General features: G+C 72.6%; 14 protein-coding genes and 1 pseudogene. 7 read left to right on the top strand and 8 right to left on the bottom strand.

Annotation, left to right across the window (positions count from 1 at the left end; all coding sequences use genetic code 11):
* The 3 genes and pseudogenes from ABZ453_RS45610 to ABZ453_RS45600 all read left to right on the top strand — a co-directional run.
* A pseudogene (locus ABZ453_RS45610) lies at positions 1-125 on the top strand (sugar ABC transporter ATP-binding protein); the annotation flags it as partial.
* Between the two features lies 1 nt (position 126).
* Positions 127-1,029, top strand: coding sequence for a sugar phosphate isomerase/epimerase (locus ABZ453_RS45605; RefSeq protein WP_359025139.1), 903 nt, complete (start codon positions 127-129; stop codon positions 1,027-1,029).
* 19 nt (positions 1,030-1,048) lie between these two features.
* Complete coding sequence (locus ABZ453_RS45600) at positions 1,049-2,086, top strand: Gfo/Idh/MocA family oxidoreductase (RefSeq protein ID WP_359025137.1); 1,038 nt, start codon at positions 1,049-1,051, stop codon at positions 2,084-2,086.
* Here ABZ453_RS45600 and ABZ453_RS45595 read toward each other — a convergent pair.
* The 6 genes from ABZ453_RS45595 to ABZ453_RS45570 all read right to left on the bottom strand — a co-directional run bounded on the left by ABZ453_RS45595 (position 2,067) and on the right by ABZ453_RS45570 (position 8,026).
* Positions 2,067-2,510, bottom strand: a complete 444-nt coding sequence (locus tag ABZ453_RS45595) for a GNAT family N-acetyltransferase (protein WP_359025135.1) — start codon at positions 2,508-2,510, stop codon at positions 2,067-2,069. The two genes, ABZ453_RS45600 and ABZ453_RS45595, sit on opposite strands and share 20 nt — an antisense overlap.
* A 1-nt stretch (position 2,511) precedes the next feature.
* Positions 2,512-3,534, bottom strand: coding sequence for a Gfo/Idh/MocA family oxidoreductase (locus ABZ453_RS45590; RefSeq protein ID WP_359025133.1), 1,023 nt, complete (start codon positions 3,532-3,534; stop codon positions 2,512-2,514).
* Positions 3,535-3,568: 34 nt separating this feature from the next.
* Positions 3,569-4,861 carry an FAD-dependent oxidoreductase gene (locus ABZ453_RS45585; RefSeq protein WP_359025132.1) on the bottom strand — a complete coding sequence of 431 codons (1,293 nt, stop codon included), beginning with the start codon at positions 4,859-4,861 and terminating at the stop codon, positions 3,569-3,571.
* Positions 4,862-4,984: 123 nt separating this feature from the next.
* Complete coding sequence (locus ABZ453_RS45580) at positions 4,985-5,989, bottom strand: Gfo/Idh/MocA family oxidoreductase (protein WP_359025130.1); 1,005 nt, start codon at positions 5,987-5,989, stop codon at positions 4,985-4,987.
* 76 nt (positions 5,990-6,065) lie between these two features.
* Positions 6,066-6,842 (bottom strand): SDR family oxidoreductase, encoded by a 777-nt coding sequence (locus tag ABZ453_RS45575; protein WP_359025128.1) that lies wholly within the window; start codon positions 6,840-6,842, stop codon positions 6,066-6,068.
* 17 nt (positions 6,843-6,859) lie between these two features.
* The gene (locus ABZ453_RS45570; RefSeq protein WP_359025126.1) at positions 6,860-8,026 is read right to left on the bottom strand and encodes a phytanoyl-CoA dioxygenase family protein; all 1,167 of its coding nucleotides are present in this window, start codon (positions 8,024-8,026) and stop codon (positions 6,860-6,862) included.
* A gap of 117 nt (positions 8,027-8,143) precedes the next feature.
* On the opposite strand from ABZ453_RS45570, the gene ABZ453_RS45565 reads away from it, so the two are divergent.
* The gene (locus ABZ453_RS45565; protein ID WP_359025124.1) at positions 8,144-9,175 is read left to right on the top strand and encodes a LacI family DNA-binding transcriptional regulator; all 1,032 of its coding nucleotides are present in this window, start codon (positions 8,144-8,146) and stop codon (positions 9,173-9,175) included.
* Between the two features lie 8 nt (positions 9,176-9,183).
* The gene (locus tag ABZ453_RS45560) at positions 9,184-9,786 is read left to right on the top strand and encodes a poly-gamma-glutamate hydrolase family protein (protein ID WP_359025122.1); all 603 of its coding nucleotides are present in this window, start codon (positions 9,184-9,186) and stop codon (positions 9,784-9,786) included.
* On the opposite strand, the gene ABZ453_RS45555 is transcribed toward ABZ453_RS45560, so the two are convergent.
* Positions 9,776-10,120, bottom strand: coding sequence for a cupin domain-containing protein (locus ABZ453_RS45555; protein ID WP_359025121.1), 345 nt, complete (start codon positions 10,118-10,120; stop codon positions 9,776-9,778). The genes ABZ453_RS45560 and ABZ453_RS45555 overlap by 11 nt on opposite strands.
* 122 nt (positions 10,121-10,242) lie before the next feature.
* On the opposite strand from ABZ453_RS45555, the gene ABZ453_RS45550 reads away from it, so the two are divergent.
* Both ABZ453_RS45550 and ABZ453_RS45545 read left to right on the top strand, forming a co-directional pair.
* The gene (locus tag ABZ453_RS45550; protein ID WP_359025119.1) at positions 10,243-10,755 is read left to right on the top strand and encodes a hypothetical protein; all 513 of its coding nucleotides are present in this window, start codon (positions 10,243-10,245) and stop codon (positions 10,753-10,755) included.
* Positions 10,756-10,781: 26 nt separating this feature from the next.
* The gene (locus tag ABZ453_RS45545; RefSeq protein ID WP_359025117.1) at positions 10,782-11,378 is read left to right on the top strand and encodes a hypothetical protein; all 597 of its coding nucleotides are present in this window, start codon (positions 10,782-10,784) and stop codon (positions 11,376-11,378) included.
* Positions 11,379-11,532: 154 nt separating this feature from the next.
* On the opposite strand, the gene ABZ453_RS45540 is transcribed toward ABZ453_RS45545, so the two are convergent.
* Positions 11,533-13,008 carry an MFS transporter gene (locus ABZ453_RS45540; RefSeq protein WP_359025114.1) on the bottom strand — a complete coding sequence of 492 codons (1,476 nt, stop codon included), beginning with the start codon at positions 13,006-13,008 and terminating at the stop codon, positions 11,533-11,535.
* Positions 13,009-13,062 lie beyond the last annotated feature (54 nt).

The following is a 13,062-nucleotide window of genomic DNA, read 5'->3' as shown; positions in this document are numbered from 1 at the left end:
GCGGCGCCGAACTCGCCGCCCTCAAACACGAACTCAGCCAGGTCCGCGGCGTCGACGTCGAAGAACTCCCCGAAGAAGCAGACCTCACCGCACCCGTCGCGGCGGGTCCGGAAGGGAAGGCCTGACATGGCCGGCGCCCTGGACCGCATCCGGGTCGGCTCGGCCCCCGACTCCTGGGGCGTCTGGTTCCCGGACGACCCGCGACAGGTGCCCTGGGACCGCTTCCTGGACGAGGTCGCCGAGGCCGGCTACCCGTGGATCGAGCTGGGGCCGTACGGCTATCTGCCGACCGACCCGGCCCGGCTCAGCGAGGAGATCGCCAAGCGGGACCTGAAGGTGTCGGCCGGCACCGTCTTCACCGGCCTGCACCGCGGCCCCTCCGTCTGGGACGCCACCTGGGAGCACGTCAGCCAGGTCGCCGCGCTCACCCAGGCGATGGGCGCCCGGCACCTGGTCGTCATCCCGTCCTTCTGGCGGGACGACAAGACCGCCGAGATCCTCGAACCGCCGGAGCTGACCGGCGAGCAGTGGGCGTACCTGACCAAGGGCATGGAGCGGCTCGGGTACGAGGTGAAGGAGGCCTACGGTCTCGACATCGTCGTGCACCCGCACGCCGACACCCACGTCGACACCGAGGACCACGTCGAGCGCTTCCTCGACTCGACCGACTCCGAGCTGGTCAACCTCTGCCTGGACACCGGGCACTACGCCTACTGCGGCGGCGACAGCGTCAAGCTGATCGAGACCTACGGCGAGCGGATCGGCTATCTGCACCTCAAGCAGGTCGACCCGGAGATCCTGGCCGGGGTACAGGCCGAGGGCACCCCGTTCGGGCCCGCCGTGGCGCGGGGGGTGATGTGCGAACCGCCCTCCGGCGTACCGGAGTTGGGGCAGGTGCTGGAGGCGGCGCAGAAGCTCGGCGTGGAGCTGTTCGCCATCGTCGAGCAGGACATGTATCCGTGCGAGCCGGACAAGCCACTGCCCATCGCGGTGCGCACCCGCACGTTCCTGAGGTCCTGCGGCGCCTGACCACCCGGAGGGGACGACCATGGCCCGGCACGAAACGCTGCGCGTCGCCGTCATCGGCACCGGGAAGATGGGCGCCGACCATGTCCGCCGTATCCAGGAGGTCACCAGCGGGGCCCGGGTGAGTGCGGTCGTGGACGTCGACGCGGAACGCGCCAAGGCCGTCGCCGCCCGCGTCGACGGCTGCACCGCCCACACCGACCCGGCCGCGGCGATGGCGGCCGCCGACGTCGACGCCGTGCTCATCGCCTCCCCGGGACCCGCCCACGAGGCGGCCCTGCTGGCGGCGCTCGAGCGCGATCTGCCCGTGCTGTGCGAGAAGCCCCTCACCCCGGACACGGCCTCCGCCCTGCGCATCGTGGAGGCCGAGCGGCGCCTCGGCCACCGCCGGGTCCAGGTCGGCTTCATGCGGCGCTACGACGCCGAGTACCAGCGGCTCAAGGCCCTTCTGGAGACAGGGCAGTTGGGCCGGCCGCTGATGCTGCACAACCGGCACCGCAACGTCGCCAGCCCACCCGGCTGGACCAGCCAGATGCTGATCAACGACTCCGTGGTGCACGAGATGGACGTGACCCGCTGGCTCCTGGACCAGGAGATCACCTCGGTCACGGTGCTGCGCCCCACCCCCTCCGCGAACGCCCCGGACGCGGTGCAGGACCCGCAGTTCGTGGTGTTCGAGACCGACGGCGGCGCCGTCGTCGACGTCGAGATCTTCGTCAACTGCGGCTTCGGCTACCAGGTCCAGGCCGAGATGGTCTGCGAACGCGGCACCGCCCGCGTCGGCGACGGCCACGCCCTGGTCACCAACATGGCCGGCCGCTGGGGCGGCACCATCGCCCAGGACTTCGTCGAACGCTTCGCCGACGCCTATGACCGCGAGGTCCAGGCCTGGGTCGACGCCACCCGCCGCGGCGAGGTCACCGGTCCCGGCGTGTGGGACGGCTACGCCGTCGCGGCCGTGTGCGAGGCGGGCGTACGGTCCCTGGAGGACGGCGGCCGGGTGCCCGTGGAGCTGGTGGAACGGCCGCCGCTGTACCGGGTCAGCCGAGCGCGCGGGTGAACACGACCCGCGGCTGACCGGGCCCGTTGTACTCCTCCTCGACGCGCACGCCGAAACCCAGGCTGCGGTGGAAGGCGATCGAGCCCTCGTTGCCCACCGACGTGATCGCCTTCAGCCGCACCGCGCCCTGCCGCCCCGCGGCCGCGGCGAACGCGTCGTACAACGCGCGCCCCAGCCCCGTGCCCCGGGCGTCGTCCCGCGTGGCGACCAGATGCGCGTACCCCGTGCCGCCGGGCGTGACGAAGCCGATCAGATAGCCGAGGACGCCCTCCTCCGAGCGGGCCACCAGACAGGTCTCCCCGAACTCGTGCACCAGCGGCAGCAGATGGAGCGCCCGCAGGTCACGCCCGCCCCAGTAGCGGTCGTGATCCGCCAGCGCCTGCTGGATGTCGGTGATCCGGGCGGGCGCGATGACGGCCCCCATCTCAGCCGCCGGTCACGGTGCGCGGCCGCGGCTGGAACCCCGCCGCCCGGTAGCAGGCGTCGATCAGCGTCATCGTCGCCACCGCGTCCTTGGGACCCAGCGGCAACGGGGCACCACCGCGCACCCGCGCCGCGAACGCCGCCAGCTGGTACGTGTACGAGGACCGGGTGCCCAGCCGCTCCGTCCGCTCGCCCCGCGCCGACCGGACCACCACCCGGTCGTCCAGCTGCGGCAGCACGAAGTTCGGGGCGCTCACCTCGCCCTCGGTGCCGATGATCCGGCAGCTCATCTCCAGCTCGTCGTAGGCCATGTGACAGCGGGCCGAGCCGGTCGCCCCGCCCGGGAACTCCAGCTCGGCGTCCAGCCACTCGTCGACGCCCGGAGCCCCCGCCCGTTCGCCGCCCCGCGCGGAGACCAGGCGCGGGGCGCCGCCCGCCCAGGGGGCCAGCATCCGCACGGCGTGCAGGCTGTAGCAGCCCAGGTCCATCACGGCGCCCCCCGCGAGAGCGAGGGACCAGCGGGGGTCGGTGTCCGGGGGAGCGGGGATCGCGACCAGCGTCTCCACCCGGCGCAGTGCGCCGATCTCGCCACTCTCCACGATCTCGTGCAGGCGCCGGGTGACCGGGTGGAAGAGGTAGTGGAAGGCCTCCATGAACACCGTGCCGGCCTTCGCCGCCGCCTCCCGCACCTCGGCGGCCTCCTCGGCGTTGCTCGCCGACGGCTTCTCGCTCAGGACGTGCTTGCCGGCCGCGAGGGCGGCGAGGTTCCACGGGCCGTGCAGACCGTTGGCGAGCGGGTTGTAGACGACCTCGACCTCGGGGTCCGCGAGCAGGTCGGCGTAGGAGTCCACGACCCGCTCCACACCGTGCTCGGCGGCGAAGACCTCGGCCCGGGACCGGTCGCGGGCGGCCACCGCGACGAGGCGGTGCCCGGCGGCGCGGGCCGGGTCGATCAGGGCGCGCTCGGTGATCCGCGCGGCGCCCAGGACGCCGATGCGCAGGGGTTCCGCGACCGCTTCGCTCATGACGGGTGATCCTCCTTGATCCGTTGCTGCGGGTTCAGTGTGCCGGTGGGAAGTGCCGGCGGGCGAGGTCCTGGGCGTGGGCCACGGTGGACTCGATCAGCTCGAAGGCGGGCAGACCGCCGACGTGGTACGTGTTCGCCCGGCCCTGGAGGGCCTCCAGCCGGTCCAGGGCTCCGTCGGCGAGGTCGGCGCCGGCGAAGTGCGGCATGAACGCCCACGCGCGCCGCAGATGCACCTGCTCCAGCCGCCCGCCGAGGGCGGCGACGTCCTCGCGCAGCAGCGCGGAGACCTCCTCGGGACGGCCGTAGGAGTAGAAGGTCCGCACAGCGCTGCCCGGGTAGCGGTGGTGGTACGAGACGCAGTGGCCCGTCGCCTCGCGGCTCGCGGTGTGGCTGCCGAGGAAGTAGAAGGCGTCCTCGGGCAGGCCCGGGGCGGAGGCGAGGGTGGTGTGGTAGGCGTTGGAGCGGACGCGTCCGGCGAGGTCGCGCTCCTCCTCGGTGGCGTCCAGGACCGGCAGGATCCGGTCCAGCGGGACGGCCAGCACCAGCGCGTCCGCCGACACCGGCCCGGAGTCGGTGTGCACCCGCACCCCCTCGGCGTGACGCTCGACCGACACCACGCGCACCCCGCACCGCACGTCCTTCAGCTCGTCGGCGACCCGGCGCCACAGCGCGCCGAACCCGCCCACGACGGTGAACGCGCCCGAGTGACCCAGGAGTTGGGGCCTGGGGGACAACAGGCCGGTCATCTCGGCGTACTTGACGAAGTACAGCGCCGGCACGTCGTCGTCGAGGTAGCCGTACCCGGCGGCCGTGTACCCGGTGCCGAACGACTCGGCCATGGACCGCAGTCCGTGCTCGGCCAGCCATGCGGCGACCGGGGCGGCCAGGGCCCGGGCGGAGTGGGCGAGCCCGGGTTCGGCGATGTGCGGGAACTCCCGTGCGCGCAGGGCCCGGTAGCGCGGGAGGGCGTCGTCGCGCAGGAACGCCATGGCCTGCCGGGCGGCCTCGCGGCCCTCGGCGTCGAGGACGCGGTAGCGGCTGGTGCGCTCGGTCTCGACGTCCAGCTCGGCCACCAGCTGCGCGGTCCGCTCGTACATGGGGGTGCAGATGTGGCCGCCGAGGTCGTAGGCGTGCCCGTCGACGTCGACGCTGCGGCACTTGCCGGCCACGGTGTCCTGTTCCTCCAGCACGGTCACGCGGTGCCCGGCGCGCTCCAGTTCCCGGGCGATCGCGAGGCCGCTCGGTCCGGCGCCGACGACCACCGCGCTGCGGTGCCGGGCGGTGCCTTCGTACGGCGGGGACATCGGCTTCTGGCCGGCGTTCATGGTCGTCGCTCCTCGGTAGGCGGGACGTGATCCATCCCTTGCTCATACGTGGAGAGACGTGATGGTGTTCCGGGTGCCTGACGCCGGTCGGCACCCGGAACGGCGAAGCCGGGCCGGTGCCCGTCAGCCGGCGCGGACCTCGGCGATCGTCACCGGCCGGTGCTCGTGCAGGGACAGCGTGCAGGCGTCGGCGATCCAGCCGGCCTCCAGGGCGTCCGCGATCGTGCACGGCGAGGGGGTCCTCCCGGCCACGACCTCGGTGAACGCGGTGAGTTCGGCGCGGTAGGCCTCGGTGAAGCGGTCCATGAAGAAGTCGTGCGGGGTGCCCGCCGGGAAGGTCACGCCGGGCTCGACCGAGCGCAGCGGGAGCTTGTCCTCCAGGCCCACCGCGATGGAGTCCTTGAAGCCGTGGATCTCCATGCGGACGTCGTAACCCCGGGCGTTGTGGCGGGAGTTGGACACCACGCAGATGGTGCCGTCGTCGAGGGTGAGGATCGCGCCGGTGGTGTCGGCGTCGCCCGCCTCCTTGATGTACTCGGCGCCCCGGTTGCCGCCGACGGCGTACACCTCGACGACCTCGCGGCCGGTCACCCAGCGGATGATGTCGAAGTCGTGCACGCTGCAGTCGCGGAAGATGCCGCCGGAGGCGGCGATGTAGGCGGCCGGCGGCGGCGCCGGGTCCAGGGTGGTCGAGCGCACGGTGTGCAGGGTGCCCAGCTCACCGCTGCGCACGGCCGCGCGGGCGGCGACGAAACCGGCGTCGAAGCGGCGGTTGTAGCCGATCTGGATCGGCACGTCCGTGCCCTCGACCGCCTTGAGCACCCGCACGCCCTCGGCCATCGTCCTGGCCACCGGCTTCTCGCAGAAGACGGGGATGCCGGCCTCGACGCCGGCCAGGATCAGCCCGGGGTGGGCGTCCGTCGCGGCCGCGACCACGATGCCGTCGACACCGGCGGCCAGCAGGGCCTCCGGCGAGTCCACGACCTCGCCGCCGAAGCGCTCCGCGGCGGACTTGGCGGCGTCCGCGAACGGGTCGGTGAGGACGAGCGACTCGACCACGTCGAGCCCGGAGAGGGTCTCGGCGTGGAAGGCGCCGATACGGCCGAGGCCGAGAATGCCGATACGCATGACGGTTGCAGCTCCTTGAACGGTTCTTGCGAGCGGAGGGGAGGTCGGTGAGCGGTTGTCGTGGGCGGAGAGGAGGTCAGTCGAGGCCGCCGAGGACGTTCTGGTCCCAGTCGATCACCGATCCGGTCACCACGCCCGAGCGGTCCGACAGCAGGAAGACCACGAAGTCGGCGATCTCGTCGGGCTGGCCCAGCTTCCCCATCGGCAGCCTGGCCGCGGCCTGCTCGCGCCAGTCGTCGCCGGCGCCGTGGAAGGCCTTCTGCGTGGCGTCCTCGCCCTCGGTCGCCGTCCAGCCGATGTTCAGGCCGTTGACGCGGACCCGGTCGAAGCGGTGGGCGTGGGCGGCGTTGCGGGTCAGGCCGATCAGACCGGCCTTGGCGGCGACGTACGGGGCGAGGAAGGGCTGCCCGCCGTGCGCCGAGGAGGTGATGATGTTGACGACCGTGCCGGGCGCCTTTCGGGCGACCATGTCCGCGACGGCGGCCTGCATGGCGAAGAACGGCGCCTTCAGGTTGATCGCGATGTGCTGGTCGAACAGCTCCGGCGTGGTGTCGAGGAGCGTGCCCCGGGAGGTGAGTCCCGCGGAGTTGACCAGGCAGTCGATCCGGCCGTACGCGGCGACCACGTCTTCCACGGCGGCCTTGGCCTGCCCGGCGTCCGCGAGGTCGGCGCGCACGAACATCGCCTTGCCGCCGGCGCCCGTCAGCTCGGCGACCAGCGCCTCGCCGGGCTCCGGCCGCCGGCCGGTGACGGCCACCACCGCCCCCTCGCGCACGGCGGCCCGCGCGATGGCGGCGCCCACGCCCTGGCTGCCGCCGTTGACGAGGACGACCTTGTCGTCGAGAAGTCCCATGGGTGTCCGCTGTCCTTTCAGCTCGTGCGCCGCTCGGCGCCGGCCCGGAGCGCGTCCCGCAGGGTCCGCGGGGTCCAGCCCAGGCTCAGCGCCTGGCGTACGACGTCCGCCTGCGAGGGCGGGGCGAGGCCGTCCACCGGCGGGTCGCTGTCGAGGTTGGTGGGGAAGGGGTAGCCCTCGGCGCTCGCGGCGATCACGTTCTCCAGCCAGGCCGCGTCGGCGCCGTCCGCCCTGCGCCGCAGCAGCACCGGGTAGACGGCGTTGGTCACCGCCTCCCGGTCCACGGTCTCCATCGCGCGTCCGAAGGCCGAGGACACCTGGAGCAGATTGGCCATGCGCCGTACGTCCGTGGTGCGGTTGGTGCCGGCGGCGTGGAACAGCGCCGGGTTGAAGAAGGCGGCGTCGCCCTTGGCGAGCGGGAGCTGGACGTGGTGCTCCTTGAAGTACGCCTGGAACTCCGGCCGCCGCCAGGCCAGGTAGCCCGGCTCGTACGTCTGCGAGAAGGGCAGGTACAGCGTCGGCCCCGACTCGACGGGCATGTCGCGGTGCGCGACCGCGCCCTGCAGGGTGAGCACGGGGGAGAGGCGGTGCACATGCGCCGGATACGCGGCGGCGGCCTCGTCGGAGAGGAAGCCGAGGTGGTAGTCGCGGTGCGCGGTCTGCGCGAGACCGCCCGGGTTGACCACGTTGACCTGCGAGGTCACCTGATAGCCGGGGCCCAGCCAGGCCTCCGAGACCAGGGCGAGCACGGGGTTGGCGTAGTAGTCGGCGAACGCGGCCGGGTCGTAGAGGGCCGCCTTCTCCAGCGCGTTCCACACCCGCTCGTTCGCACCGGGCTTGGCGAAGTGGTCGCCGGCCGTCGCGCCCGCCGCGTACTGCTCGCGGATCAGCGCGTCGAACACCTCGGTGAGCCGGTCGACCACCGCCCCGTCGGGGAACGCCCCCCGGAACACCACGACGCCGGGGCCGTCGGTGAGCGCCCTGACCAGCTCCTCCTGGATGTCCCGGCGGTCCCCGGCCGCACCGAGGCGCCCGGCGTCGTACAGCAGGACGTTCCGCTCCACCCCGGAGGCGTGCGGATAGTCCGCGGGATCGGCCGTCCGCTCGACCAGCGCGCGGAAGGAGTCGAGGTCGCAGTCCTGCTCGGACAGCCAGGCACGGCGGTGTACGGCGGTGAAGGACATCTGCGTCCTCTCGGTGACAGGGGCGACTCAGCGCTGCCATTCTTGTCAGCACAAACCCGTCGAACAACCAGCAGGCGGCCATCAAAAACCCCTCAAGGAGACCCGAGGAGTCACCGCATGGGCCATCCCTTCCCGATCCGGGAGATCGCACGTCAGGCGGGCCTGAGCGAGGCGACGGTGGACCGGGTCCTCAACGCCCGGGGCGGGGTGCGCGAGTCGACCGTGCGGGAGGTCCGGCAGGCCATCGCCGACCTGGACCGCCAGCGCACCCAGGTCAGACTGCTCGGCCGCACCTTCATGATCGACATAGTGATGCAGACCCCGGAGCGGTTCTCCACCGCGGTGCGCTCCGCCCTGGAGGCCGAACTGCCCTCGCTGCACCCGGCGGTCGTGCGCTCCCGCTTCCACTTCCGCGAGACCGGCCCGGTGGCGGAGCTGACGCGGATCCTGGACCGGATCGCCCGGCGCGGCTCGCAGGGCGTGATCCTCAAGGCACCGGACGTCCCCGAGATCACCGCCGCCGTCGCCCGCCTCGCCGAGGCCGGCATCCCCGTCGTCACACTCGTCACCGACCTGCCCGCGACCGCCCGCCTCGGCTATGTCGGCATCGACAACCGCGCGGCCGGCGCGACCGCCGCGTACCTGATGGGCCAGTGGCTCGGCGACCGGCCCGGCAACGTTCTCACCAGCCTCAGCAGCGGCTTCTTCCGCAACGAGGAGGAGCGCGAGATGGGCTTCCGCAGTGTCATGCGCGCCCGTCACCCCGAGCGCGCGCTGGTCGAGATCGCCGAGGGCCAGGGCCTGGACGCCACCCAGTACGACCTCGTACGGGCGGCCCTGGAACGCGACCCGGACATCCGGGCCGTCTACTCCATCGGCGGCGGCAACATCGCCACCCTGCGCGCCTTCGAGCACCTGGGCCGCGAGTGCGCCGTCTTCGTCGCGCACGACCTCGACCACGACAACACCCGCCTGCTGCGCGAGCACCGCCTCTCCGCCGTCCTCCACCACGACCTGCGCCAGGACATGCGCGAGGCCTGCCACATCGTCATGCGCGCCCATGACGCCCTGCCGCCCGCCGGACCCACCCTGCCGTCCGCGATCCAGGTGGTCACCCCGTACAACATGCCCCCGCAGGCGACGAGTTGAGGCCGCGCGTGACCGCGGTGACCGAAGAGGTGGAGATCGAGGGAGTCCGGCTGCTCGCCACCCTGACGCCGGGCGGCGAGATCGGACTGCTCGCCCTGCACGGCAGCAACGAGGGCGGTACCGCCGAGCTCGCGCGGTCGGTCGCGGGCCGCTGCGGCGCCACCAGCCTGGTCTTCACCCAGCCCGGCGCGCGCCGGCCGGTGCACATCCCCTCCCCGCGCATGGCGGTGGAGCACTGCGCGCTCCTCAGGAGCTTTCTGGACCACGTCTCGCTCACGGTCTCCCTGCACGGCCACATGCGCCCGGCGACGCCCCGCTCGGTCTTCCTCGGGGGCGGCAACCGGCCCGCGGCGCGGCTGCTCGCCTCCGGGCTGAGCGCCCTGCGACCGGAGTTCGACCCGGTCACCGACCTCGACGAGATCCCGCGCTCGCTGCGCGGGCTGCATGCCCGCAATCCGGTGAACCTGACCCGCCGGGGCGGCGTCCAGGTCGAACTCCCGCTCTCCGCCCGGACGGTGCGCTCCGGCGGCTGGGACCCGGAGGTCCCCGACACGCCTCCGCACCACGTCGTGGACGCCCTCGTCAAGGGCGTACGGATGCTCACAGAGTGATGGCGTACGCCTTGCGCAACGTCTCGTGCACGGTCCACCTCGTCCGGTCGCCCGCACGCAGGACGGCCATGTCCCCGGGCCCCACCGTCACCGTCGGCCCGTCCTCCACCTCGATGGTCGCCGAGCCGCTGACCACCACGAACAGCTCGTCCGCCTCGGTGTCGGTGACCACACCCGGGGTGATCTGCCAGATCCCGCGGAGCTGCCGGCCGTCCGCCGACTCCCAGACGACCTTCCCGGTCACCTCCGGCGTCCCGGACACGATCTGCTCCGGGTCGAGGGGCTCGGGTTCGAGCTCGGCGTCGGGGACGTTCACGACGAAACTGTGGGTCATGCGGCGACCCTAGCGAGGCCCGGGGGCGTCGGGCCGTGGACAGTGTGTGCGGTATCCGCCCAGGTGAAGGGACACATCGTCGCGACTGGCGAGCCGCACGGCACCGGGTGATCGTGGAGGGCATGGCGCAGAGCACGGCGGCCGTCTCCGGGCCGCACCGGCACGACACCCGCGAGACCGTCCTGTTCGGCGGCGTCTACGGCTCCGTCCTGGCCTGCTCCATGGTCGCGGCCCTCTCCCAGTACGGCCACACCTCCCGCGCCGGCCGCCGCTACGACGCCCTGTGGCTGCTGGTGACCGCGCTGGCCTCCGCCCTCGCGCACGGCTACGCCCACTACATCGCCGAACGCGAACCACACCGCCGCTGGGACGCCTTGCGCACCCTCGCCGAGGAATGGCCGCTGGTCACGGCCGTCCTCCCGACGGTGCTGCTGCTCGCGGGCGCCGGCTGGGGCTGGTGGCCGCCGAAGGGCGTGGAGTACGCGGCGTTCGTGCTGAACATCGTGCTGCTGTTCACCCTCGGCCTGGTCACCGCCCGCTGGTCGCGCCGCTCCTGGCCGGTGTCGGCCCTCACCGGCGTGGGGGACGCCTTGCTGGGCGTGGTCGTCGTGGTCGCCAATGCCGTCATCAAGTGACCCACTTCACTGTAAGGTCCTCCCCCGTGGGGACGGACATCGACGGCGCCATCGAGAGCAGATCGGCAGACGGACGCTGGCAGATCGAGGCCGATCTGCTGGACCTCAGGCCTCCGCGGGACTACGACGCCTGGGAGTGCCTGTTCGGCGTGCGCGGAACGGGAGACGTGGAGCGCCCCCTCTTCGCCGAGCGCGGGATCCCGGACGACCTCTCGGAGGAGGTGCGGGAGGCGGCGGTCGGCGACTACCAGTACAGCCACACCTACGCCACCTGGGCCGAGGTCCGCGCCGTGGACTGGGACGCGCCGCTCGCCGCCCGGCCCGCCTGGAACCGGGCGCTCAGACGCGGCCCGGAGGGCGATGAGGTGGTACGGGTGACTCCCGGCCTACGCGAGGCTGCGGCCAGGACCTTCGGCGGGGGAGACCTGTTGCTCGCCCCCGCCGAGTGGCCGCCCGGCGGCCAGGTGCGGCTGGACGACGCGGTGTACCGGCCGGTCCTGCTCACGGCGCGGATGCTCGCGCCGCCGAACGAGGGATGCTGGTCCCAGGTGTGGAGCGCCATGCGGGGCCTCGCGGCCGAGTACGGGGACGAGCAGGTGCGGCTGGTCGTCTGGTTCGGCTGACACCCGGAGTTGGACTGTCCCGGGTTTCTCCCTCGCCGAGCTCGGCGTGCCGAAAGCCGACGTGCCCGTGGCCGCCGCCCAACCCCTGACCAAGCTGGACGGCCGTCGTCCCGATGAGGGAACGGCGGCCGTGGGTAGGGCAGTTGATGGGGAGTCAGGCCTTGGTGGTCTCGGTCGCGGTCTGCTTGTCCGTCTCGGCCGCCGTCGGCGTCGCCGGCTGACGGCGGGGGATGAAGGTGGCGACGAGGAAGGCGAGCAGGGCGGCTCCGGCGCCGATGGCCATGACGACCTTGAAGCCGTTCTCCGAGGGGAGGGCGTGGCCGCCGAAGTCGGTGGTCATCTGGGCCAGGATCACACCGGCGAGGGCGCTGGCGAAGCTGGTGCCCAGCGAACGCATCAGCGTGTTGAGGCTGTTGGCGGCACCGGTCTGGGAGGGGGCGACCGCGCCCATGATCAGGGCGGGCAGGGCGCCGTAGGTGAAGCCGACGCCGGCGCCGATGATGCAGGAGACCAGGACGAGGTGCCAGACCTCGCTCATCAGGACGATGTTCAGGCCGTAACCGGCGGCCACGATCAGCGCGCCGATCATCAGGGTGACTTTGGGGCCCTTGGCCCTGGTGACGGCCACGGACGCGGCGGACATCGCCATCATGACCAGGCCCTGCGGGGCGAGCACCAGGCCGACCGTCAGCATGGAGCTGCCCAGCCCGTAGCCCGTCCGGGTGGGCAGCTGGAGCAGCTGCGGCAGCACCAGGGACATCGCGAACATCGAGAAGCCGAGGGCGACGGAGGCCAGATTGGTGAAGAGCACCTGGGGCCTGGCGGTGGTCCGCAGGTCGACCAGCGGGTGGTCGGCCCTGAGCTCGTAGAAGCCCCAGCCGGCCAGGATCACCACGGCCGCGGCGCCCAGACCCAGCGTGGTGCCGGAGGTCCAGCCCCAGTCACCGCCCTTGGAGACGGCCAGCAGCAGCGAGACCAGACCGGCGGACAGTCCGAACGAGCCGACCAGGTCGAAGCGGCCGCCGGTGCGCACCGTGGACTCGGGCACGATCACCAGCACCAGCACGAGGGCGACGGCACCCAGCGCGGCCGAGGTCCAGAACAGGATGTGCCAGTCCCACTTGTCGGCGATGAACGCGGCGGCCGGCAGCCCCAGCGCGCCACCGACACCGAGCGAGGCGCTCATCAGCGCGGTGGAACCCGCCAGCCGGTCGGCCGGCAGCGCGTCCCGCATGATGCTGATGCCCAGCGGCACCACGGCCGCGGCGAGGCCCTGCAGGGTGCGGCCGATGATCATCGGGACCAGTGAGTCGGCGAGAGCGCAGACCACGGAGCCGGAGACCAGCAGCACGATGCTGACCAGCAGCATGCGCCGCTTGCCGATCATGTCGCCGAGCCGTCCCACGACCGGGGTGGCCACGGCGGCGGCCAGCAGGGTGGCGGTGACGGCCCAGGCGGTGTTCGACGCGGAGGCGTGCAGCAGGGTGGGCAGCTCGGGGACGATGGGGATGACCAGGGTCTGCATCAGCGAGACGACGATGCCGGCCAGGGCCAGGACCGCCACCACGGCGTTCTGCTTCGGCGGGGCGGATGCCCCCGCGTCGGCGGGTCGGGTCAGGGCGTTGGACATGGCTGAGCCTCCGGACACAGGTTTTTGCTTGACTTACGCAAGCATAGAAGAGAT

This window comes from Streptomyces sp. NPDC005799, assembly GCF_040630525.1.
GTDB lineage: Bacteria > Actinomycetota > Actinomycetes > Streptomycetales > Streptomycetaceae > Streptomyces > Streptomyces griseorubiginosus_B.
Note: the sequence above shows the minus strand (reverse complement) of the source record. Positions and strands in the feature narration are given on the sequence as shown.

Excerpts from the sequence above, each read along its gene's own strand:
- ABZ453_RS45605 (WP_359025139.1), top strand. The coding sequence starts at position 127 with ATGGCCGGCGCCCTGGACCGCATCCGGGTCGGCTCGGCCCCCGACTCC.
- ABZ453_RS45550 (WP_359025119.1), top strand. The coding sequence starts at position 10,243 with ATGGCGCAGAGCACGGCGGCCGTCTCCGGGCCGCACCGGCACGACACC.
- ABZ453_RS45575 (WP_359025128.1), bottom strand. The coding sequence starts at position 6,842 with ATGGGACTTCTCGACGACAAGGTCGTCCTCGTCAACGGCGGCAGCCAG.
- ABZ453_RS45570 (WP_359025126.1), bottom strand. The coding sequence starts at position 8,026 with ATGTCCTTCACCGCCGTACACCGCCGTGCCTGGCTGTCCGAGCAGGAC.
- ABZ453_RS45595 (WP_359025135.1), bottom strand. The coding sequence starts at position 2,510 with ATGGGGGCCGTCATCGCGCCCGCCCGGATCACCGACATCCAGCAGGCG.
- ABZ453_RS45600 (WP_359025137.1), top strand. The coding sequence starts at position 1,049 with ATGGCCCGGCACGAAACGCTGCGCGTCGCCGTCATCGGCACCGGGAAG.
- ABZ453_RS45540 (WP_359025114.1), bottom strand. The coding sequence starts at position 13,008 with ATGTCCAACGCCCTGACCCGACCCGCCGACGCGGGGGCATCCGCCCCG.
- ABZ453_RS45585 (WP_359025132.1), bottom strand. The coding sequence starts at position 4,861 with ATGAACGCCGGCCAGAAGCCGATGTCCCCGCCGTACGAAGGCACCGCC.
- ABZ453_RS45580 (WP_359025130.1), bottom strand. The coding sequence starts at position 5,989 with ATGCGTATCGGCATTCTCGGCCTCGGCCGTATCGGCGCCTTCCACGCC.
- ABZ453_RS45590 (WP_359025133.1), bottom strand. The coding sequence starts at position 3,534 with ATGAGCGAAGCGGTCGCGGAACCCCTGCGCATCGGCGTCCTGGGCGCC.
- ABZ453_RS45565 (WP_359025124.1), top strand. The coding sequence starts at position 8,144 with ATGGGCCATCCCTTCCCGATCCGGGAGATCGCACGTCAGGCGGGCCTG.
- ABZ453_RS45555 (WP_359025121.1), bottom strand. The coding sequence starts at position 10,120 with ATGACCCACAGTTTCGTCGTGAACGTCCCCGACGCCGAGCTCGAACCC.